This is a genomic window from Butyricimonas hominis (assembly GCF_014287455.1).
Taxonomy (GTDB): Bacteria; Bacteroidota; Bacteroidia; order Bacteroidales; family Marinifilaceae; genus Butyricimonas; species Butyricimonas muris.
In genome coordinates this window covers 440,813-463,897 of sequence record NZ_JACOOH010000005.1, presented here as the reverse complement: position 1 = coordinate 463,897, position 23,085 = coordinate 440,813, and the positions used below count along the sequence as shown (strand labels likewise).

General features: G+C 45.1%; 25 protein-coding genes. All 25 read right to left on the bottom strand.

The genetic code is table 11. From position 1 onward, the window contains the following. Window positions 1–3: 3 nt before the first annotated feature. The 25 genes from ftsZ to ispD all read right to left on the bottom strand — a co-directional run bounded on the left by ftsZ (window position 4) and on the right by ispD (window position 23,082). On the bottom strand, window positions 4–1,410 hold the full coding sequence (gene ftsZ / locus H8S64_RS13395) for a cell division protein FtsZ (protein WP_186976561.1): 1,407 nt from the start codon (window positions 1,408–1,410) through the stop codon (window positions 4–6). A gap of 20 nt (window positions 1,411–1,430) precedes the next feature. Beyond that, a complete protein-coding gene (locus H8S64_RS13390; protein WP_186976559.1) occupies window positions 1,431–2,591 on the bottom strand; it encodes a cell division FtsA domain-containing protein in 1,161 nt (386 codons plus the stop codon). Between the two features lie 12 nt (window positions 2,592–2,603). Next, on the bottom strand, window positions 2,604–3,260 hold the full coding sequence (locus H8S64_RS13385; protein ID WP_303179940.1) for a cell division protein FtsQ/DivIB: 657 nt from the start codon (window positions 3,258–3,260) through the stop codon (window positions 2,604–2,606). Between the two features lie 185 nt (window positions 3,261–3,445). After that, complete coding sequence (gene murC / locus H8S64_RS13380) at window positions 3,446–4,813, bottom strand: UDP-N-acetylmuramate--L-alanine ligase (RefSeq protein WP_186976556.1); 1,368 nt, start codon at window positions 4,811–4,813, stop codon at window positions 3,446–3,448. A gap of 4 nt (window positions 4,814–4,817) precedes the next feature. Next, entirely contained in the window at window positions 4,818–5,933 is a 1,116-nt protein-coding gene (murG, locus tag H8S64_RS13375) for an undecaprenyldiphospho-muramoylpentapeptide beta-N-acetylglucosaminyltransferase (protein ID WP_186976554.1), read from the bottom strand. Window positions 5,934–5,947: 14 nt separating this feature from the next. Then, the gene (locus tag H8S64_RS13370; RefSeq protein ID WP_186976552.1) at window positions 5,948–7,147 is read right to left on the bottom strand and encodes an FtsW/RodA/SpoVE family cell cycle protein; all 1,200 of its coding nucleotides are present in this window, start codon (window positions 7,145–7,147) and stop codon (window positions 5,948–5,950) included. Between the two features lie 31 nt (window positions 7,148–7,178). After that, complete coding sequence (gene murD, locus H8S64_RS13365; RefSeq protein WP_186976550.1) at window positions 7,179–8,525, bottom strand: UDP-N-acetylmuramoyl-L-alanine--D-glutamate ligase; 1,347 nt, start codon at window positions 8,523–8,525, stop codon at window positions 7,179–7,181. Window positions 8,526–8,594: 69 nt separating this feature from the next. Beyond that, window positions 8,595–9,845, bottom strand: a complete 1,251-nt coding sequence (mraY, locus tag H8S64_RS13360; protein ID WP_099293263.1) for a phospho-N-acetylmuramoyl-pentapeptide-transferase — start codon at window positions 9,843–9,845, stop codon at window positions 8,595–8,597. Window positions 9,846–9,849: 4 nt separating this feature from the next. Then, the gene (locus tag H8S64_RS13355; protein ID WP_186976548.1) at window positions 9,850–11,298 is read right to left on the bottom strand and encodes a UDP-N-acetylmuramoyl-L-alanyl-D-glutamate--2,6-diaminopimelate ligase; all 1,449 of its coding nucleotides are present in this window, start codon (window positions 11,296–11,298) and stop codon (window positions 9,850–9,852) included. Between the two features lie 52 nt (window positions 11,299–11,350). Beyond that, a complete protein-coding gene (locus tag H8S64_RS13350) occupies window positions 11,351–13,462 on the bottom strand; it encodes a penicillin-binding protein (protein WP_255469532.1) in 2,112 nt (703 codons plus the stop codon). 9 nt (window positions 13,463–13,471) lie between these two features. Further along, on the bottom strand, window positions 13,472–13,630 hold the full coding sequence (locus H8S64_RS13345) for a hypothetical protein (protein WP_186976546.1): 159 nt from the start codon (window positions 13,628–13,630) through the stop codon (window positions 13,472–13,474). Beyond that, a complete protein-coding gene (locus tag H8S64_RS13340) occupies window positions 13,627–14,004 on the bottom strand; it encodes an FtsL-like putative cell division protein (RefSeq protein WP_186976544.1) in 378 nt (125 codons plus the stop codon). Before H8S64_RS13340 ends, H8S64_RS13345 begins: the two co-directional genes overlap by 4 nt. 7 nt (window positions 14,005–14,011) lie before the next feature. Next, on the bottom strand, window positions 14,012–14,914 hold the full coding sequence (gene rsmH, locus H8S64_RS13335; RefSeq protein WP_186976542.1) for a 16S rRNA (cytosine(1402)-N(4))-methyltransferase RsmH: 903 nt from the start codon (window positions 14,912–14,914) through the stop codon (window positions 14,012–14,014). 47 nt (window positions 14,915–14,961) lie between these two features. After that, window positions 14,962–15,423 carry a division/cell wall cluster transcriptional repressor MraZ gene (mraZ, locus tag H8S64_RS13330; RefSeq protein WP_099294671.1) on the bottom strand — a complete coding sequence of 154 codons (462 nt, stop codon included), beginning with the start codon at window positions 15,421–15,423 and terminating at the stop codon, window positions 14,962–14,964. A 165-nt stretch (window positions 15,424–15,588) separates the two neighbouring features. Then, entirely contained in the window at window positions 15,589–16,221 is a 633-nt protein-coding gene (locus tag H8S64_RS13325; RefSeq protein WP_186976540.1) for a DUF6266 family protein, read from the bottom strand. Between the two features lie 72 nt (window positions 16,222–16,293). Next, a complete protein-coding gene (locus tag H8S64_RS13320; RefSeq protein WP_099293273.1) occupies window positions 16,294–16,875 on the bottom strand; it encodes an N-acetylmuramoyl-L-alanine amidase in 582 nt (193 codons plus the stop codon). 52 nt (window positions 16,876–16,927) lie between these two features. Further along, entirely contained in the window at window positions 16,928–17,305 is a 378-nt protein-coding gene (locus H8S64_RS13315; protein WP_099293275.1) for a 3TM-type holin, read from the bottom strand. Beyond that, window positions 17,302–17,928, bottom strand: a complete 627-nt coding sequence (locus H8S64_RS13310; protein ID WP_186976538.1) for a DUF6266 family protein — start codon at window positions 17,926–17,928, stop codon at window positions 17,302–17,304. Before H8S64_RS13310 ends, H8S64_RS13315 begins: the two co-directional genes overlap by 4 nt. A 216-nt stretch (window positions 17,929–18,144) precedes the next feature. Then, complete coding sequence (locus H8S64_RS13305) at window positions 18,145–18,516, bottom strand: hypothetical protein (protein WP_141560985.1); 372 nt, start codon at window positions 18,514–18,516, stop codon at window positions 18,145–18,147. Next, window positions 18,473–18,778 (bottom strand): hypothetical protein, encoded by a 306-nt coding sequence (locus tag H8S64_RS13300; protein WP_099293281.1) that lies wholly within the window; start codon window positions 18,776–18,778, stop codon window positions 18,473–18,475. Before H8S64_RS13300 ends, H8S64_RS13305 begins: the two co-directional genes overlap by 44 nt. Before the next feature lie 80 nt (window positions 18,779–18,858). After that, window positions 18,859–19,446 carry a sugar transferase gene (locus tag H8S64_RS13295; protein WP_099293283.1) on the bottom strand — a complete coding sequence of 196 codons (588 nt, stop codon included), beginning with the start codon at window positions 19,444–19,446 and terminating at the stop codon, window positions 18,859–18,861. 7 nt (window positions 19,447–19,453) lie between these two features. Then, a complete protein-coding gene (locus H8S64_RS13290; RefSeq protein WP_099293285.1) occupies window positions 19,454–20,653 on the bottom strand; it encodes a DegT/DnrJ/EryC1/StrS family aminotransferase in 1,200 nt (399 codons plus the stop codon). Window positions 20,654–20,670: 17 nt separating this feature from the next. Beyond that, on the bottom strand, window positions 20,671–21,660 hold the full coding sequence (locus tag H8S64_RS13285; RefSeq protein ID WP_186976536.1) for a glycosyltransferase family 2 protein: 990 nt from the start codon (window positions 21,658–21,660) through the stop codon (window positions 20,671–20,673). A 29-nt stretch (window positions 21,661–21,689) separates the two neighbouring features. Next, complete coding sequence (locus H8S64_RS13280) at window positions 21,690–22,400, bottom strand: SDR family NAD(P)-dependent oxidoreductase (RefSeq protein WP_186976534.1); 711 nt, start codon at window positions 22,398–22,400, stop codon at window positions 21,690–21,692. 1 nt (window position 22,401) lies between these two features. Next, window positions 22,402–23,082: a 2-C-methyl-D-erythritol 4-phosphate cytidylyltransferase gene (gene ispD, locus H8S64_RS13275; RefSeq protein WP_186976532.1), complete on the bottom strand. Its 681-nt coding sequence runs from the start codon at window positions 23,080–23,082 to the stop codon at window positions 22,402–22,404. Window positions 23,083–23,085 lie beyond the last annotated feature (3 nt).

Below are 23,085 nucleotides of genomic sequence, written 5' to 3'. Positions count from 1 at the left end.
ATTTTACATTTCAGAATCCCTGCTCATATCTTCATTGAACATATTTCCTAACTTACGCTTGAACCAGCTATCCACGTCGGGCACCTCGTTCAATCCTCTCTTGCGTCCCCTCTCCCGCTCGAACTCCCGGTCATATTCCTTGTTATGCTCACGTATATTCCGTTTCCGTTTGAACAACGGTTCATCATCCGAATCTTCAAATTCCCTCATCTCTTCATCATCCCGCCACGTCTTTCGCTCCCGTTCCTCTCGCTCTCGTGCGGTACGACGTTGTTGGTCTTCCTGCTCCCGACGCGTGCGACGATTTTCTTCCACCTGTTGTTTCCGGCGACGTTGTTCTTCCTCGACCTCTTTCGCGCTCTCCAATTTCATCTCCAGATCATCTACCCGTTCCACCTTGAATGTAGGCGCCTTCCGTCTAGTGTCCACCGGAGAATTATTAAACCCAGTAGCGATAACCGCCACGTGCAGCTCCTCGTTCAACGACTCGTCTTTCCCGGCTCCCCAGATGACATCTACATCCCGTCCGACCAATTCTTTCACGTAATCGGTGATTAGCGTGATCTCATCCATCGTGATTTCTTTCGAGCCGTACAACATATTCAGCAATATATTGGAAGCTCCCCGGATATCGTTACTATTCAGCAGAGGGGATTCCAAAGCCATCTGCACAGCTTCCATGGCACGATTCTCTCCTGCCGATTCCCCGGCTCCCATCAGTGCCACCCCGCTATTCCGCATCACGACTTCCACGTCTGCAAAGTCGACGTTCACGAACCCTTTCAAGGTAATGATCTCCGCGATACTCTTTGCCGCTATGGTCAACACGTTATCCGCCATCTCGAAAGCCTTTGACAGCTTCAAGTTACCGTACATATCCCGTAATTTCTCGTTACAGATGATTAACAAGGCATCCACGTATTCCGACAGTTCGTCAACTCCTTCCATGGCTTGTTCCACACGCCTGCGTCCCTCGAAACTAAAAGGAATGGTCACGATACCTATCGTCAGTATCCCCAACTCTCTAGCCTGTTTGGCTATCACCGGGGCTGCCCCCGTTCCGGTTCCTCCCCCCATACCTGCCGTGATGAATACCATTTTCGTGTTCCGTTCGAGTATGGTCTTGATATAATCCAGACTCTCTATCGCCGACTGTTTACCGCGTTCCGGCAAACTGCCCGCTCCACGTCCCTCAGTAAGTTCTTTTCCGATCTGTATTCTATTCTTCACGGGACTGATCCGCAGAGCTTGTATATCCGTGTTGCACACGACGAACTCCACCCCCCGGATACCCTGTCGGCACATGTGATTGACGGCATTGCTTCCGCCTCCCCCGACACCGATTACTTTGATAATCGACTCATCCTGCTCCGGAATCCTCAAATCCAATAACGCATCTTCATTCCACATAGCTGAAACGTGTTATATCATTATTCTTTAAAAAAACTATCAAACCAACCTCTTTTCTTCGTTTCCTTGCGTTCGCAACGCAACAACCCCAGAACCGTCAGATTCTCCGGTGCTTTCAAAGGTGTTTCTTTGGCAGATTTTACCGTCATCACGCTTGCCATACTTATCGGATGTTTTGACAAACGATTCAACAGAGTATCAATTCCTTGCACCCGACTACCTCCTCCTGTCAACAATATACCGTCTTCCAATTCCTTATAATAACCACTTTTCAATATCTGCCAGATCGCCCCTTCCAACAACTCCTCCAAACGGCATTGCTCCACGTGTACCATATCCTGCAAATCAATACAATATTTTGTATCCGGTATCATTATCTTACGACTTTTACACTCGGCTTGTAATGCCATTCCGTATTCGTGTTTCAATTTCTTAGCACTCGCCATGCTCTCGATTGAAAAAGCCGTATTTATATCCCGCTCCACGGTATTGCACCCCAATGGCAATACTTCGTCGTACGCGATCATTCCATCCCGGAACACGTGTATTTTCACGCTTTCAGCACCCAGATCGATCAAGGCGAAATCTCTCGCGCCTTTCCGCCCCCGTACTACCAGTGCTTTCTGGGCTGCAGTCACCGCCGAGTAAAAATTAATTTTCTCTATCCCGGACTCGTTCAATGCTTGGCGTAATCCTTCCAGCGTACGCTTTCTCGCCACGTAAACATGAAAATCTATCTCCAACCGCCGCGCTTCACAACCGATCGGCTCACTCTCCGCCTCCCCGTCCAACCAATAACCGAAGGGTACCACGTCCACGATCTCTTCCATATCCAAATTGACATTACCGCGGCATTTCTTTTCCAGCTCCAGTAAATCACTCTCTTCTATTCTTCTCACCCGAGAGAATTTCGACACTTCCCGCTCCTCTACCTGTTGCACCCATTCCCCCGCCAAGGCGATATTCAACGCATCGATATGCATCTCGTGTTCCTGCTTGAATTTATCAAGTAAACGTTGTACACAAGACTTCACCCGAAGCCTATCGACCACCATTCCCCGGTGGATACCTTGAGAAGCAACACTCTCTATTCCGACCAAACGGCATTCTCCCCCGGATGTTTCCCCGAGAGCCATTACCATTTTTTCAGAGCCCATATCTAAAGAAGCTACAAATCCCATAATATCTATTTTTTATTTTCTAACACAAACTACTTGGTTATCAAATTTTAAATTGACTTCCTTGTAATGATTCCAACCTTTTTTAGCGATACCGTTCTTCAAGAACAATATCAGTTTATCCAAGCGCTCCCGGCTATTTTCGACCTTACCGAGTATGATTCTGAAATCACCTACTTTGGGAATCATCACAATATCCTCGTTCGATCTCACGATCAATTGCTCGATGTAGGCATCCAAAAACGAATCATCCCTCAAGGACATCACGAACGGAGCTAACTTCTCGCATGCGTATTTCTTACTAATATCACCGGTTGCAACAACAACCCTGGAAGTAAACTTAGAAGACAACGGCATTACTTTCCCGTCACTATCAACGTAGTAACCCTCACCCGTCATTACTCTCAAAACAGGTTCACGTTGCTTGATACTCACATGGATATAGCCGTCTAAACTGTAGTAAACCTGAGCCGATTTTATCATCGGATTTTTGACAAGTATCCTTTCCAAACTATCTTTATTTACTGCCATAATACTTTTGTTCGTTATGTCCCCATACCCCTTCTTTATCGCTTTCATGATATCCTCCTCGTCCACGAACATATTAACATCCGTATTCTTGACAGCAATCCGCACCCCTCTACATGTTACCTCCCCCAATTTTGTCGCCACAAAGGTAAGCACAATTATCAGGTAAACAAGCAAAATGCAAGATAATATGTATGGTAGTACGCGTTTCATTCAATAATTTCAGTTACAAGTTACAGGTTGCAAGTTACAAGTTATTATTCTCATTCCGCAAATCAAACCTGTAACCTGCAACTTGCAGAGCCACAGGCTCGACTTGCAACAGCAAATCAATGATTTGCTGTATTAAACATATCAGTAAATACCGGAATAAAGCGGTCTATATCCCCGGCTCCCATGGTCACGAAGAGTCCGTCCGTCACGTGTTCTCTCACGTATGCCGGAAAGTCTTCTTTCGTCACCCGAACACAAGGCACGGACAAACGATCGGCTATCAGAGCCGAAGTTACCCCCGGTATAGGTTGTTCCCGTGCCGGATATATATCCAACAATATCACTAAATCCGCCAGACTCAAACTCTTCGCGAAATCCGGATAGAAATCGTTCGTCCGCGAATACAGGTGAGGCTGAAAAGCAACAATCAACTTCTTCTCCGGCCACATCTCCCGTACAGACGAAAGCGATGCCTCAATCTCCCGCGGGTGATGGGCATAATCATCCATGTACAGAACTCGATCCGTTTTCGCGTGTATATCAAATCGTCTTGACACTCCTTTGAACAAAGGTAAAGCATCCCGAATTTCCTCGGCAGTCACCCCCGCATGCAAAGCCACCGTGATTGCCGCCGTAGCGTTCTCCACGTTCACACGTCCCGGGAAACACAATCGCAAATCCCGAATTTCGATATCTCTCCCGATATAATCAAATAAAAAACTACCGTTATCTACCCGTAAACGGTCGGCATAATAATCCGTTTTCTCTCCTGCCGCGTAGTGTCCGGTAATTTCCCGCCTTTTCAATTCCAAACCTTTTCTCAAGAAAAGCTGCCCTTTGGTTTGCAAGGCAAACTCCTCGAAGGCTTTCAACAATTCCTCGTGAGTCCCGTATATATCCAGATGATCGGCATCCATGGCTGTAATCACCGCTATTTCCGGATGCAGATGCAAAAACGACCGATCATACTCGTCCGCCTCGATCACCACGTAATCCGATTCCTTGTCAATCAACAAGTTCGTTCCATAATTAGAAGATATTCCCCCTAAAAAAGCACTACATCCGACATGTGAATTTTTCAGCAAAAACGCTAACATCGTCGTCGTCGTCGTTTTCCCGTGCGTCCCCGCTATACAAAGAGCTTTTTTGCTTCGGGAAAGAAACCCCAACACCTCCGCACGTTTGTGCAAAGCGTAGCCATTATCCCGGAAGAAACTCAATATTCGGTTCTCTTTCGGCACGGCAGGCGTGTACACCACAAGCGTGCGCGTCTTATCCCGAAATACCTCCCCGATTCTTGCCTCATCATCCTCATACGTGATATCAAATTCCTCCTCATCGGTCATCTTTCTCGTCAGAGGTGATTCTGTCTTATCGTACCCGGCCACGTGATATCCCATAATCTTGAAATAACGCGCCAAGGCACTCATACCTATCCCCCCGATTCCCACAAAATATATTGCTTTTACATTATCAATATCCATAATTTTAGATTTTAGCTTGCCCACTATTTATAATCTTCAAGATTTCGTTCGCGATAATCTCATCCGAATCTTTCATTGCTAACGCCAAGATATGATCGGACAAAACTTTGCGTTCGGTATCGTTCTTTAATAAATCTTCCATTACATCACCCAGACGTTCGACGACCTCGTTATCTTTTACCATAACGGCAGCTTGTTTATGGACCAGAGCCATCGCATTCTTGGTTTGGTGATCTTCCGCCACGTTCGGCGAAGGCACCAGAACAACAGCTTTTCCCAGCAAACATAATTCTGAAATCGTTCCGGCTCCTGCTCTTGCCACCACAAGATCAGCGCAAGCATACGCCAAATCCATACGTTTCAAGAAAGGCATAAACTTCACGTTCTCCGGCAAACGCTCTTTCAACCCCGCTTCCAGTTGCTTGTGGTAATAACTACCGCACTGCCAGATTACCTGCACGTCTTCCCATCCGGCAATACGTTCCAACCATCGCACCATAGCCTTATTAATCGATCCGGCACCAAGACTACCCCCGGTTACAAGCACAGTCTTTTTCTTCGGGTTCAAACCGTAAAAAACAATACCTTCTTCCCGTTCTCCCAAGGCATTCAACAAATCCTTCCGCACGGGATTACCCGTGAATATAATTTTCTCTTTCGGGAAAAAACGTTCCATCCCCTCGTAAGCCACACAAATCTTCTCGGCTTTCTTCGCCAATAGTTTATTGGTCACCCCGGCATAAGAGTTTTGTTCCTGCAATACCAAAGACACTCCCGCATTCGCCGCCACCCGACCGATAGGACCACTGGCGTATCCCCCGACTCCTACCACGACATCCGGCTTGAACTCTTTCACGATTCGTTTGGCTTTCCGCAGACTTCGCCAAAGGTTCCACGCCACTTTCAAGTTATTCAACGTCAATTTCCGTTTCAACCCGCGAACAGGCAAACCCACGATTCGGTATCCTGCCTCAGGTACTTTCTCCATCTCCATCTTACCCTCTGCCCCCACGAACAGAATATCAATATCTTTATCCAAACGCTTTAAAGCGTTTGCTATCGAGAGTGCCGGGAATATATGCCCTCCTGTTCCTCCTCCGCTGATAATCACCTTTTTCATAGTATTCTATTTCTTTATATTTCTTCTTCCGTCGTTGCCACTTTCAGCTTCTCTTTCGCTTCCCGCTCCCCCTCTTCAGAGAAGGTATGACTGACACTCAATATCATCCCGAATGCCGCACTCGTGAATAACAGGGAAGTTCCCCCCATACTTACCAGCGGCAAAGGCTGTCCGGTCACGGGGAACAAGCCCACGCAAACCCCCATGTTTATTAAGGCCTGCAATACAATACACAAACCCAACCCGGTCACCAGCATTGCCGGGAACATTCTCGTGCATCGTCGCACGATCACCCCCACACGATAGAGTATGATCAAGTATAATAGCATAACCACCCCGGCACCCCCCAATCCGTATTCTTCTACAATTATCGCAAAAATAAAATCAGAATAGGGATGCGGCAGAAAATTACGCTGTACACTGGTTCCCGGAGCCACCTTGAACAATCCGCCTCGTGCCACGGCTATTTTCGCTTGATCCGATTGGTAAGAATCATCTTTATTCGCTTTCGAGGGAACAAAAAATGCCTCCAATCGGCTTTTCACCGTCAACAGACGCCCGACCTTGCCCAATTGTTTCTCCGGCACAATAAAAAGTGCGGCCACAAGCAATACGACAAGCAATACAAGTCCCCCGATAATCTTACTGAATGTCTTCAAACTCAACCGTCCCACGAATAGCATAAACAAACAGACTCCTCCCAACAATGCCGAAGTAGAAAAGTTCTCCATAAAAATCAAGAAAAGTATCGGGACTACCCACAACATCCGCAATAACACATTGTCATCGCATCCTTTTTCGGTCTGTTCAAACGCGATTGCACGGGCACAAAATATGATTACCGCTAATTTCGCGAACTCCGACGGCTGGAATGAAATTCCGAATATCTTTATCCACCGCTCCGTGTCGTTTAACGTGGCTCCCATTACTTTTGCCAATACCAGAAAACCAAAAGAAGCCAATAGAATAAACGTGGCAAAAGACAATAAATATTTATAATGGCAAGATTGCGTGAGCAAGATAACCCCATAACAGCCCACCAACAAGAAAAGCTGTTTTAACAGGTAAAAGCTGGTATCTCCCCCGCGCACGCGGAAAGCCAGACTTCCCGTGGAAGAATACACGACCAATAACGAGATCAGCATTAAAGCTATAACCACGATTCCCAATATCCTGTCGCCCTTCAAACTCAGCTTGTTAATTATCCTGCCCATTACAATTTACGATTTATGATTCACAACTTCTTCAATCACAGAACTCCTTGAGTTCTCTCACTTTTTCTTTAAACAATTCCCCCCGGTTCTCGTAATTTTTGAATAAATCAAAACTAGCACAACAAGGAGAAAGTAACACGACATCGCCACTCACGGCACGGGTTGATGCCACTTTCATGGTATCCTCCAAGCTATGCGTATCCACCACCTCACAAATCGGAGAAAAGGAGTCTATCAATTTCTTATTGTCTACCCCCATGCAGATTAATAATTTTACTTTTTCCCGTACAAGGTCAAACAACACGCTATAATCATTTCCTTTATCCGTTCCCCCGGCAATCCATACCACGGGGGCATGCATACTATCCAACGCATACCACGTCGAATCCACGTTCGTTGCCTTCGAATCATTTATATAAGTCACCCCCTCGATGACTTCAACCGTTTCCAAACGGTGTTCCACCTGCGGGAATGTCGTCAATCCCTTTCTCAAATTCGCATCACTGACACCCGCCTTCAAGGCTGCCAATATAGCTGCCATCGCGTTATACACGTTATGCCGTCCCTGTATCGTAATTTCTTTCTTGTCAATGCAGAAAGTCCGTTCCCCCCATCGGGCAATCACGGTATTCCCGTCCATATACGCGTTCAAACGATTATCTGCCGAATAGGTAAACCCGGCTGCCTTCGGTACGATGTTTTCCTGTTCGACACGTTCCCGTACCACGTCACAGTCATACCCGTAGATAAACAAATCTTCCGCCCTCATGTTATTCAATATACGGAATTTAGAACGAGCATAGTTCTCGAACTTATAATCATAACGGTCTAAATGATCGGGAGTAATATTCGTCAATATTGCTGTATCACACCGGAAGCGGAACATCCCGTCCAACTGGAAACTGGACAACTCCACCACGTACACGCGATGCAGATTATCCGCCACCTGTGCCGCCAGACTATTCCCGACATTCCCTGCCAACCCCACGTCATACCCGGCTTCTTTCAATATATGATACAACAACAACGTGGTCGTCGTCTTCCCGTTGCTTCCCGTGATGCAATACATTTTTGCATCCGTGTGCCGTCCGGCAAACTCGATTTCCGAAATCACCTCGATCCCCCGTTCCCGCAAACCGACTATCATCGGTAATTTATCCGGTATCCCCGGACTCTTTACCACGATATCGGCAGTAAATATCTTTGTTTCGGTATGTTGCCCCTCCTCGTACTCTACACCCAACTCTTCCAATACTTCCTTGTACTTGTCAGCCAATTTTCCTTTATCTGATAAGAAAACCTCGTATCCCAACTTTTTCCCTAACCGGGCAGCCCCCGCTCCGCTTTCTCCTCCCCCTAAAATAACCAAGCGTTTCATATATTTATGATTTACGATTTATGATTTACGATTCTTCAATCTAAAATCATAAATCCGAAATTATTAAACTTACCGAATCTTTAATGTCACTATTGTTATCACAGCTAACGCTATTCCCACAATCCAGAAACGAGTCACGATCTTCGGCTCCGGAATACCCTTCTTCTGGAAATGATGATGCAGAGGCGACATCAGAAATATTCTCCGTCCCTCTCCGAACTTTCTCTTCGTGTACTTGAAATAACTTACCTGCATGGCTACCGACAAATTCTCCACGAGGAATATACCACAAAGGATCGGAATCAATAATTCTTTATGAATCATAATAGCGAATACCGCGATAATACCTCCCAATGACAAACTTCCCGTGTCACCCATAAAGACTTGTGCCGGATACGAATTGTACCACAAGAATCCGATCGTGGCACCGATAAAGGCAGCAATAAATACCACCAGTTCCCCGGAATGTGGGATATACATGATATTCAGGTAATCGGCATACACCATGTTACCCGAAACATACGCCAGTATCCCCAACGTGGCACCGACTATCGCGGACGTTCCCGTCGCAAGCCCGTCAAGCCCGTCCGTCAAGTTTGCCCCGTTCGACACGGCTGTCACGATAAATATCGTGATCAAGATAAACACGATCCATCCGATCGGTTCGGCATATTTCCCGAAAAGAGCCCCGAACCAAGCGTAATCGAACTCGTTATTCTTGAAGAATGGAATAGTTGTTCTGGTCGATTTCACGTCTTTCGTCAACAAGGTTTTACTATTCTCCTCGGAGAATCCCTCATCTACCGTACTTGTCACCACCCCCACTTCCGACAACATAGCTTTCTCGCGAATCACCACGTCATCGCTCACGTACAAGGTCACCCCCACGATCAATCCTAAACCGACCTGCCCGATCACCTTGAAACGTCCTTTCAATCCCTCCTTGTGCTTTCTGAATACTTTGATATAATCATCCAGAAAACCTATCAACCCGAGCCACACCGTAGCCACAAGCATCAATTGGATATACACGTTATCCAACCGCGCAAACAAAATCACGGGTATTAATATCGCCAACAGGATAATAATCCCTCCCATCGTCGGGGTTCCTTTCTTCTGCATCTGCCCTTCCAGTCCGAGATCGCGAATCTCCTCTCCAACCTGCTGTTTCTGCAAAATACGGATAATCCGCTTTCCAACCACCGTGGCAATCAACAAAGACAAAATCACGGCACAAGCCGATCGGAATGTGATATACTGGAACATTCCGGCCCCGGGAAAATCAAACTGCTCTAAATAATCGAAAATGTGGTAAAACATGACACTACAACTTAAATATTTCCTTTATAATCTCTTTATCATCAAAATGATGTTTCACTCCTTTTATTTCCTGATAATCCTCATGTCCTTTACCGGCAACCAGCACAATATCGTCCGGTTTTGCCAGCATCAGTGCCGTACGTATCGCCTCCTTCCGGTCGGTTATCGCCAACACCCGATCACAGGCATCCTCCGGTACTCCCGCACGCATATCCTCTATAATCGCCGCGGGTTCCTCGCTTCGAGGATTGTCGGAAGTCAACACAACCCGGTCACTCAATCGACAAGCAACTTCAGCCATCTCCGGACGCTTCGTCCGGTCACGGTCACCACCGGCACCGACCACGGTAATCACCTTACCGTCTTTTTTCAACCCGCTGATTGTCGATAACACATTCTCCAAAGCATCTGGCGTGTGGGCATAATCCACGATCGCCATAATTCCATCCCGGGACAGAATTGTTTCAAATCGTCCCGACACCGGAACCAACATACTCATCACGGGCAACAACTCTTCTTTCTCGAAGCCTAACAAGCGAGCCGCAGAATACACGGCAAGCAAATTATACGCGTTAAAATCTCCCGTAAACTTTGTCCAAACCTCACTCCCGTCCAGCAATAATAACATGCTGTCCAAATGGCGTTCCAATATTTTACAATTAAAATCCGCCATACGCTTGCAGGAGTAAGTATATTTACGTGCTTTCGTGTTCTGCAACATGACCATACCATTCTTGTCGTCCGCATTCGTCAACGCGAAAGCCTTCGCGGACAAACGATCGAAAAATCCCTTCTTCGCCTCGATATACGCCCGAAACGTTTTGTGGTAATCTAAATGATCGTGTGTAATATTTGAAAATATAGCACCGTCAAAATCCAAACCGCTAACACGTCGCTGATCCGCCGCGTGGGAACTCACCTCCATAAAACAATATTCGCACCCCTCGTCCACCATACGCCGCATCAGTGAATTAATCTCCAACGCATCCGGTGTCGTATGTGTAGCATGTACTTTCTCGTCCCCCACGTAATTGCAAACTGTCGATAACAAACCGGCTTGTTTACCCGCCAACCGTGCCACCTCGTACAGCAATGTCGCCGTTGTCGTCTTCCCGTTCGTTCCGGTCACCCCGACAAGTTTCATTTCCCGCGACGGATGCCCGTAATAAGCGGATGCCATCCATCCCAACGCATCCGATGAATTCGCCACCTTCACCACGGTTACCCCGTCCGGCAGGCTTTCCGGCACATCTTCACAAATCACGCCAACCGCACCCAAGGCAACCGCCTTGCCGATAAATGCATGCCCGTCAACACTAACACCCCGCTGGGCAACAAATACATCCCCTTTACCAACCTTCCGAGAATCGAAATGAATCGCGTGTATCTCTACACCCGAATCCCCTTGCACTATCTCGCAAGCTATCCCTTCTAACAAATCCCTTAATTTCATTGCTCTAAATTATTATCTTTTCAATCTAAAATCTAAAATTTTAAATCTAAAATTACTTCAATACTATCCCTACATAACTTCCCTTCTGCACCCGCTGCCCCGGTGTCAACGATTGACTGCTTACGGTACCCGCTCCGCTCACCCCGACTTTCAGCCCGCTATTCTCCAGCAAGTATAACGCATCCCGTAAACCCATCCCTTTCACGTTCGGCACCACGGAAAAATCCACGCTCCGGGCTTTCAGTTCAAACTCCTTCCCCTCTTTATCCCGTGACGTCATCACCCAATCGGCATTCCCCGCCTCGTCCGTCACGTCAATACCCAACTCGTCATATATAGCCAAAAAATCATCCTTCAACCCATTCTGACTGATAGGCAGAGTCTGGTCTATTTCTTCCTCCTGCTCATCGTGCCTCATCAATGACGCCATTGAATATACCTTGTCGGCAATCTCCCGGAACACATTTCCCGAAACCACATTACCGTAATATCCCACCGACGTGGAGGGATTATCCACCACGACAATACACGAGTACAGAGGTTTGTCTGCCGGAAAATATCCCACGAAACTTGCCCGATACTTCGGCTCCGCCTTGTACCCCTTTTTCCCTGCCGCCACCTTTGCCGTTCCTGTTTTACCCGCTATCTTACAAGCTGCATTTTTCAGATTTTTGGCAGTTCCGTTCTCCACGACACCCTCCATCATCTGTCGCATATAAGCCAGCGTCTGCTTGCTGCATATTTTATTCATAGCCACCTCAGGCTCAAAACGCTCTATCACCCGGCTACCCTCCCGGATCTCTTTCACGATACGGGGTTTCATTTTCTTGCCGTCATTTGCCAAAGCATTGTAAAACGCCAACACTTGTAACGGAGTCACCTGCAACTCGTACCCGAAACTCATCCACCGCAAAGAAGTACCGCTCCACGACTTATCCGTGGGATACTTGATATAAGGCTCCGCTTCCCCCACGATATCAATACCCACCTTTCGGTTCAACCCCATCGCATACAAACGGTTCACGAATTTTTCCGGTTGCTCGCGATAATGTTCATATACCAGTTCCGTGATTCCATTCAGAGAACGCTCGAAAATAGACTGTACGGTTACTTTCCCAATAGGAGTTCTGGACTCCCGTAAAGTTACCCCGTTATGCGTGTATATCCCTTTACCCAAATCTATCGTGTCCGTGGGCAGCACGTACCCGTCCTCCAACAGGGCTACCATAGTAGCCGCCTTGATTACCGACCCCGGTTCGGCAGCATCACCGATCGCGTTATTCAACACCTCACGGTAACCCGTTGCCGTTTTCGACACATTCGCGATTGCCTTGATATCCCCCGTCTTCACGTCCATTAAAATAGCCGTACCGGCATTCGCCTTATAATGTTCCAATTGGCGAGTCAATGCCCCTTGCACGATATCTTGACAATCCACGTTTATAGTCGTCACCACGTCATTCCCGTCTATCGGTTCATCTACCGTCACGGAAATCCACCTTCCGGACATCATTTGCCGGTAACTCCTTCCCGGCACCCCGCGCAATTGTTTCTCGAAAGCTCCCTCAAGCCCCACGCGCCCCTCGAAAGTTCCATCTTCCGCCTCATTCAGATATCCCACGGTACGATACGCCAAATCTCTATGCGGCTGCAACCGCACATTCTCCCGTTCGAGAATCAAACCGCTTCGGGTACCTCTCTCCCGAAAAATAGGAAATTTCTTAACCTTCATCAATTCGGTGTAAGAAATTTTCTTCTTGTTTATCAACAGATAACGATTAGCCTTCGCCCCGTATTTCCCTTTCCACAACTTTTGCCTGTATTCTGAAGCGGGAGCATCACCGAAAAACCGCGACAGGCAAATTGCCAGACTATCCACTTTTCTTTTAAACAATGTATCCGCCACCGCCACGCAATCAAACCTTAACGAATAATACGGCACGGAACTCGCCAGAATACGTCCGTCATCGGCATATATATTTCCCCGAATCGGGGCTACCGTAAAATCTTTCCTTGAAACATTCTGCACCTGCTTCCTCAACTCATCCCCTTTCCACACCTGAACGTACAAAGCCTGCACCACGATCAACACCGCAATCCCGATCACCACCAGGTAAACAAGCCCCAGCCGTCCAGCCAACTCATGTTTCATCGAAGATGCCATATTCCTAAATTAGTCTATAAAGTTCATAAAGTCTATAAGGTCAAAGGTCCATACCTTCCTATCAATCACTTTAACCACGGCAGTTCTGCCGCCGATACATTCCGTCCGAAGGACACCCGTGACCTTACAGACTTTACTGACCTTATGGACTTTATGGACTCTTTTCATTTCTCTATCTTTATCGGCGGTTCCTTACTCTGCACCAGATCCAACCCGGCTTCTTTCACCCGTCTTTCCACCTCCGACGGCACACTGATGCGCATCAATTCCGACGAGGTTGTTACCGATTCGAAACGCAGGTCGCTCAACTCTTTCTCCAACGCCACCTTTTTCATAAACAATTTCTCTGTATTATACCCGTTCGCTATGTATAAAATACCAAGCAATGTCAGAAAAAGAATAAAAACCATATTTCGGCGCAACACGGTATCGGCAAGCAACCGTCCGTCCAACACCTCTTTCATGGACTCGGCAAGTACCTCCTTCTGTTCCTGCGAAGGAGATACAAAATCCTTTACTTTCTTCTTCTTGAACCACTTCATACCCTTACTATATTTTTTCCGCGATTCTCAATTTAGCACTTCTGGCCCTCGGATTGCGTTCGATCTCTTCATCCGATGGCACGATCACTTTACGGTTCACCAACTCGAAATTCCGTTTCACGTGTCCGTAAAAATCTTTCTCGATCTTTCCCTCGAAATTCCCGCTCTTCAAGAAATTTTTCACGATCCGGTCTTCCAGTGAATGATAGGTAATCACCACCAATCGTCCCCCCGGACGCAATGCCAACTCCGCTTGCTGCAACATCTCTTTCAATGCATCCAATTCCCCGTTTACCTCTATACGCAACGCTTGATACACTTGTGCCAAATACTTCTTTTCCTTTTGTTTCGGGACACGAGGCGCAATCACTTGCAAAAACTCTTCCGAACGTCCAAGCGGCCTCTCCTCCCGTGCTTTGATTATCAAGCTGACCAACCCGCGGGCATTATCTACTTCACCATACTCTCGGAATACCCGAATCAAATCCTCCTCGCTGTACGAATTTAATATATCCGTTGCTTTCAATCGTCCCCTCCGGTTCATGCGCATATCCAGTTCCGCGTCAAAACGAAACGAGAATCCCCGCCCCGCCTCGTCAAACTCGTGTGATGATACCCCCAGATCGGCTAATATACCATCCGCATTATCATACCCGCAATACCGCAAAAAATTCCGCAGATACCGGAAATTATGATTCACGAAAATAAACCGACTATCATCCGGCACGTTTGCCAACGCATCAGAATCCTGATCAAATCCTATCAGGCAACCGCCTCCCAAGTGTCTTAATATCTCCCTCGAATGACCACCTCCTCCGAAAGTCAAATCAAGATATACCCCCTCCGGGTCTATATTCAACCCAGAAACGGACTCTTCCAACAAAACCGGCACATGATACAACGATTCCATATCTTCTAAATTTAATTTCTTACCCTTGAACCCTCATTTTCAATACATCACAATCCTAAATTCCCGAAATTCAATTTATCCGTCAAAAGTACAAATTCCTCCGTACTCATCGCCCCCTCTTCGTACTTTATTTTATCCCAAATTTCAATCTTCGAATCCAAACCCACCAACACGATCTCGTCACCCTCTATCGCTACCTGCTCAAGCATCTTGCGAGGAATCAGAATACGTCCGTTAGCATCCAGTTCCACCTCCAGCGCTCCATGAAAAAAACCTCTCCGGAACCTCATATGCTCTTGATTGAACGGGCTCAATTTAGCCCGCAATTCTTCGACCAGCCGCAACCATTCGCCCTTGGGATAAACATCTATACATGTCTCGAAAATATTCCGCTGCAACACGAAAGAACCCTCCTGCCCGGCCTGCATTTCCTTGCGAAAAACAGCCGGAACAACCAAGCGTCCTTTGCTATCCAACTTACATGTATAATCTCCTATAAACGACAACATATTCTTCATCCAATTTAGTGATGTAAAGTTATTAAAATATTTCCCACTTCAAACCACTTTCTCCCACTTTTTTATTGTTAAAATTATAACAATTTAAAATACAAGCATTTAAACACACAAAGATACAAAACAGAAGGTGCGTTAAAACGCACCCTCGTTCTCAAATTACCCTACCGTCAAACTCACGCTATTCGAACAGACCTTTCCGCCCTTCTTCATCGCGAAACAATAGGCTTTCACGTTCTCCGCCGACCAATTTTCAGGCAGCGCATAGCTCGTGCTTCCACCTTCACCCCGGACTCGCAGTGCCACCAATCTAGCCCGTTGCACTTCTGTTTCATACAACACGGCATACACCAAGTCATCACCGGCAGCATATCCCTCTTCCGCTTCTTCAGCCTCCTGCACGAACGCGTACTTACTCGCGTCCGAATCATACGTCACGGAAACTTTCGGCGTATTCCTGATTCCGGCAGCCACTAGCATCCGGGCATAATCCACCGTTACCGCGTAATCCTCATCAACACTCACGCATCCCATATTCAAAGAAACGAACGCGTTGGAAGTCGTTCCGCTCCCGATCCCCCGAAACCCTTTCTGCACCACGGGCAGCAGCCAACGCGACAATTCGATCAACGCCTTCATCTTCGCCCGTTGAGTCAACACCTCCGGGGTCGGATTGTCCTTTCTCGAAAAAATCTTCGCTCTAGCGATATTCTGCTTGTTCATGTAACACATCGTCACGTTACCAACCGACTTCGTTACCTTTCCTAATAAATAAGAATTAAATTTTGCCATAACAATAAAATTTAAAAATGAATAAATAAAAAATAAACACTCGATTTCTATCTGTAAATCTAAAATCATAAATCAGTAATACCTCATCCAATCCGGTAACCGCAATGCCGGTCCGGGATCCACCTTTCTCTCCGTCACATCCGAATGTCCCACGATTTCGTCAATAGGATAACAGTTTGTCAAAACCCCGCACACCTCTGCCAGCACCCTTTCCTGCACCTTAGTATACTTGTGCCAATAAGTTTTTTCCCGTCCCGACTCATCAACATACACATCCTCAAAAGACACAACCACCCCGCACTCCGCCACAAATTTCCCCCCTTCCTGCCGAAGCTGTCCCAGATTATCCAACTCTATCCCCAACGAACAATAATTCAACCCGCTCCGTCCCGCGTACCGACTTCTCCCGGCATGCCAAGCCACAATATTAAACGGCACCAACTGAACTACTTCTCCCGCCCTCCCGATTACCAGATGAGCCGAAGCCCCCACATCCGGTCTTGCCAGATAACGAGCCGATGACATAACACTAGCCCCCGCCGTATAATGCAATATAATCATATCCGGTCCGGCAATAACCTGTGTATTCTTCACGCAATCCACGCGAATCACCCCATCCCCCACCAATCGGTGTTTTACAATTGAAAATCCCATATATCAACAATATTAAATCAGTAATCTAAAATCGTAAATCATAAATCTAAAATCAACGTCTGCCTTTTGCGAGGGTCATCAAAATTTTCTCCCCACTTCTCCCGACCACGTATCCGCCCAACCCAATCTCCAACAAATCCCAAAAACGGGAAGTATCCGAGAGAATCGATATATTCGTGAACGTACCTATCAGAATCACCGCGGCAAACGTCAACATCACCAAAGGCCGCCACGATCGTTGCAACCAATTCCCCTTCCCCTCCTCCTGCAACAACGCTGCCCGTACCCGCAACAACTCCTTTTCTCTTTCCAGCAACAACCGCAACACGTCGGCCTCCAATTGTTTCTTCTCACGAGCAGGCAATGTCAGTCGCTCCACCAGTCCACTCACGGCGTCCGCCACGCTCGTTATCGGATTCAGCCCGCTCATAAACAGATGTATTGAGAATTTGAATACTTCATTCCCTCTTCCGACACGAAGAAACAATACAAATGTACCTTCACGCCGTCTTCCCGTTTTACTCGAAAACTTGCACGCTCATCCCGCCGCTGGGCTTCCACACCCTCCACGACCATCGGCACAAATTCCCGATTCCCGTAAATCACGATCACCCCCAAACGGTCGTCCATTTCGGCACACACCTTTCCTGTCCCGTTATTCCAGTATAATTCCACCCGTCCCTCCTGATCCATCCTTCCTTCCAAATCATACACGCTCTGCCTCGTCCCTGCCGAAAAATGCATCTGCGAAAAATCCCCGATTCTACCATCTCCCTTGAACGCCTTCATGTTCAATTTCATGTGTAAAGCGTACCCGTTAACCGCAATTCCCGCCGCCGACTCATTCCAGATTTTCCTGATAGGAGTTTCTTTCACCCGACAGTAAAATTCCACGGCAACTCTAAATTTCGAGCGCACCAATTCCTGCTTCTCTGTTTTCGGATTCCTCACCTCCGACGGCAAAGCCCTCATGTAAGGTTTCCCGCCCCGTTCACAAAAGACGACATTCCCGACTCGTCCTCTTAGTTTCAAAACACTATTTAATTTTGCCATAACTTTTTTCTTTTAAATGATTACTACAAATCACCTCGATTTGCGAATGCAATATTAGTGCATCCCCACAACTCGCTTACTACACCTAATTATTAATTCATAACAATTCCCCGTAACCCACTATATATCACCCCGATTCCAAAAACAAAAATTGCCAATCGAGCCACCCCCTTCCAGGAATCACCCAATCGGCAATCTCTAAATCACAGAATCAATTCACCTTCTCCTCCACGCACCCCTATCATCCGCTTCCTTCAAGATAGCGGCAATCATCCGCTTCAAGAAAGGCGTCAACTCTCGTTTACGATCAAAAAACTGTTCCCGCAATTGCTGGTAATTCGAGATATCCTCCCCGAACACCTCTTTCATCATCCCCACCAGTTCCTTCTCCCCCAACGCATCCCCCGTGGGCGAATACAACTCGTCCACCAGCACCAACCCCTCGATCAACTCCATAATCATCATTTTGTACTTCTTCGACTTCCACCGAACAATAACCCGAGGTTCTTTCCTGTCCCCATCTGCCTTCCTACACTCCTCCCGTTCACGTGACCAACGCCCTTCTTCCTCCACCAATTTCAACGCCACACGAATATAACAACAAGTACAAGCCCCATTTTTTCCCAAAAGCGCCATCATCAACCACGACACGCTCTAACCAATATTCCAACCCCATCCGAGCCCTTGCCAACATCCTTTCCCGCACCCCGGCATCATCTTCCGCCTCGCTTGCCTTCCTCAAATCTCCAGCGAACTCCCGAATGGCCTTTATATACCTCTCTTCTTCAAAACACACGCCCAAGCCTTCCGCCAACAAAGCGAAAAAACTCGTTTCCAATAATCTTTTCATTGTTACAAATTTAAATTATAAAAACAAAAAGCCCCGGGCACACTTCGCCCGAGGCATATCATCCATTCTTTACATTTTATTTACTTCAAAATAGAAAAAATAGTTTTAAAAATCAACTCAATATCAAACCACAAATTATGCTTAGCAACATACTCCAAATTAATTTTCAACTTATCCTGCATCACAACCTCTCGATAAAATAATTCAGGATCTTCGGCAGTCCCAAGCAATTCATTCTCGTTCCTATACAATATCGAAGCCATATCAGTAATCCCAGGACGAACATCTAGCACTCGCAACTGCTCTTTTGTATACATATCAACATACTTTCGCACTTCAGGACGAGGTCCCACGAAACTCATATCCCCAACAAACACATTTATTAACTGCGGCAATTCGTCGAACTTATATTTACGTATAAAATATCCCGAACGAGTCACCCTAGGATCTCTCCCCCCTATCGTAATAAGCCCTTTCTTATCCGAACCGACACGCATTGTTCGAAATTTATATAACATAAAATCTCGTCCAAATCTTCCGACCCTCGCCTGCCGATAAAAAATGGGTCCCCGAGAATCCAATTTTACCACTACGGCTAAAATTAAAAACACAGGACTTAAGACAAGCAATCCACAACCACTTGCCATAACATCAAAAACACGCTTCAAGGAAATACTATTTTGAAATAATCTCTACAAAATTCGATATCACGTACTCCACCTCCTCGTCACTCAGGCAAGTATGTAAAGGAAGCGTCACCTCGTTACAATACTGTTTATAAGCATTCGGGTAATCTTTTATATCAAACCCTAAATTTTTATACGCTGTCATCATCGGCAATGGCTTATAATGTACATTACAAGCAATCCCTCGCTCTGCCATCTCCACAATAACCTTATTCCGGGAATCACAATCTTTTCCCAACAAACGCACTAAATAAAGATGCCCGCTAGAAGAATAATCATCCCCATAATGATCAAGCACCTGTACATTACAACCTTTTAGCGCTTCATTATAACGATTTATAATTTGACGGCGACGATAAAGCATTTCAGGATAACGTTTCAACTGCGCCAATCCTATTGCAGCCATAATATCGGTCATATTACATTTAAAATTTGGGGCCACGATATCATACTCCCATGAGCCGAGTTTCGTTTTGGCAAGCGCATCCTTGTTCTGACCGTGAAGTGATAAAAGTTGGAATTGTTTATAAATCCATTCGTCATCAATACCTGGTATATGTTTCCATGTAAGTGCCCCACCTTCTGCCGTAGTAAGATTTTTAACAGCATGAAACGAGAAAGAGGTAAAATCTGCAATTTCACCACATATCTTTCCGTGCCGCTTCGCACCAAAGGCATGAGCAGCATCGGCAAGAACAATTACTCGTCCAAACGCTTTTTGAATATCATTTGAAGGACGAAACAAGTGTTTTTGACTTTCAACAGCGGCGAACACCTTGTCATAATCACATATTATTCCCCCCAAATCCACCGGAATAATGACTTTTGTACGTTCTGTAATAGATGTCGCCAACTTAACGTAATCCATCTCAAACGAACCGGAAGCCGTGTCAACCATAACGACCTTAGCTCCCACGTGACAAACCACGCTGGCAGTAGCCGTGTACGTGTATGCCGGAACAATCACTTCATCTCCTGGACCTACACCCAAAACACGAAGTATCAATTCCATGCAAGCCGTAGCTGAATTCAAACAAACAACTTTACTCGTATTACAACACATCGCTATTAAATGCTCAAACTCTTTCGTTCTCGGTCCCGTCGTGATCCAACCGGAACGAAGCGCTTCACAAACTTCGGCAATCTCCGCCTCCGTCATATCCGGAGGTGAAAAAGAAATATTTTTCATTCTCATAATATGAAATATTATTTATTCTTCCTTATTGTTCCTATCATAGTTCCCCAACCATAAGAGCAATGCACCATAAAAAATAAAATAGGCAATATCCCTATATATTTATACCCATATTTATGACATGCAATTAATGTAGCAACAAACGCCGCAACAAAATAAAATCCGATTATAACGGTCAACATGTACCAAAAAGAATGATAAACTCCTCCTACAAGCAGCAAAGCAACAACAACTAACACAAAAACAGCAGGAACTAAATGTCGTACACCGATTGAATTTCTATCAACAAATAATAATACTCCAATCGATTTTCCATTAGCATACATTTGTCGTACACTTTCTTTTATCGTTGCACGTGCATAATACGTACAAACTATATTAGGATCAAGATAAATTTTATACCCGAACTTACGAATCCTAGAATTAAACTCATTATCTTCTCCGCGAGGTAAATCTTCACGCATCCCACCTACTTTTTCTAAAACCCTCCGAGGGAAAGCACCAAAAGGTACCGTATCAACAAACTGAGCTTTAGTTCCAACTCGAAATGCTGCACCTCCAATACCAAATGGAACTTTATTCAATATTGCATTTGCCTCCGCTTGACAACTAGAATTTTGAGATTGTATGTTCCACACTCCCCCCACATTCCCGTAATCAGCATGAGCAGATAAATGTTGAACACATAACTCTATATACCTTTTATCATAAATAGCGTGAGCATCCAATCGTATAACATATGGAGCAATTGAATTATGAACACCTATATTAAAAGCTATAGACTGAATTCTACCTGGATTATCCAATAGTCTAATATTGGCACATCGTCTTCCTAATTCAAAAACAATTTCCCGCGTTTTATCAATACTTCCCCCGTCCACAACTAAAATATCCATTTCTTCCAAAGGGAAAGATTGATTAATCACTGATTCTATACACTTGGCAATAAATCGCTCTTCGTTAAGAGTTGGAATAATTATCGCAACTTTATATTCTTTCATTAATTATCTATCAAAGAATGTTTACCTAACTAGTGCTTTTTTATCTGCTTACGTATTACGATATTTTGCCCATCCAAACAACTTTCTTCATTTGAGATCAAATTACATATAACTTCTGCAACATCTCGAGGCTGCATTATTGTTGTTGGATCTTCATTAGGCGCTAATCGTTTTCTTAATTTTGTTGCACATCTACCCGGGGATACACAATATACTTTTATACCATATTCTGACAATTCATCAGTTAAAGTTTGTGACATTGAAATTATGGATGCTTTCGATGACGAATAACTCAACCAACCAGGACGAGGGGTCATGCCCGCAGTCGAAGCAACATTCAAAATCTTTCCTCCACTTTTCTTCATATATTTAACAGATTCACGTATCAAAAGAAACGGAGAAAATACATTAACTTTATATGTCATCTCCATATTATCCAATGTAGTTTGTAATAATGACTGAGGATCCGTGTAACCCGCTATATTTAACAAACAATCTATAGATCCATATTTTTCATATATTGCTTCAATTATTGCAGGAATTTTTTCAGGATATTGAAAATCAATATCCCAAACCGATATATCTTTCCCTGTTTCATCCATTAGATTTTCAGTTACTTTCATCGCTTCAACATTCCGTCCAAGCATTGCAATATGCTCATACTCTTTTGCATGACTCAAGAGTATGGCAACTTCTCGACCAATTCCAGAACCTGTGCCTGTAATAACACATGTTTTCATATTATTTCCTATTTATAATATAATCTTTATATATAATTTCTCCAAGTAATAAATCTATCGGCTCTGTAATTTTTATATTAAAACTAGTTCCCCGAATAACCTTAATCTTTTTCTGACTATTAGCAAACATTAAACTAGCATCCTCTGTATAAACGTCACCACGTTGCTTTGCTTTATCATGAGCATCTATTAAATCAGAAACTTTAAACTTTTGAGGCAACTGCACGTTTAGTAATTCCGACCTATCCAAAATCCCTGAAACATAGCCATGTCCCTTTAAAACCGTATAAGAAATATTATAACCATAAATAACATTAAACTCCTCGTCATCTATCAAAGCTTGAAACTCTTCCTGCTTTACAAATGGGCGAGCAGCCTCATGGATAATCACAAATTCATTATACACAGCCTTAAGTCCATTATATACTGATTCTTGTCGAGTTTGTCCAGCATCAACGAATACAATTTTTGTTGCAATATTATATTCATGAACCATTTGTTTAACGACATGACGATACGATGGAGCACAAACAACAACAATTTCATCAACATCTACTAAACGATCTACACGTTCCAAAGAATGCATAATCATCGGTTTTCCAGCTAATAAAAGATATTGTTTAGGCGTATCTTCTTGCATTCTACTCCCTTTACCACCAGACAATAATACTACTGAATACATATT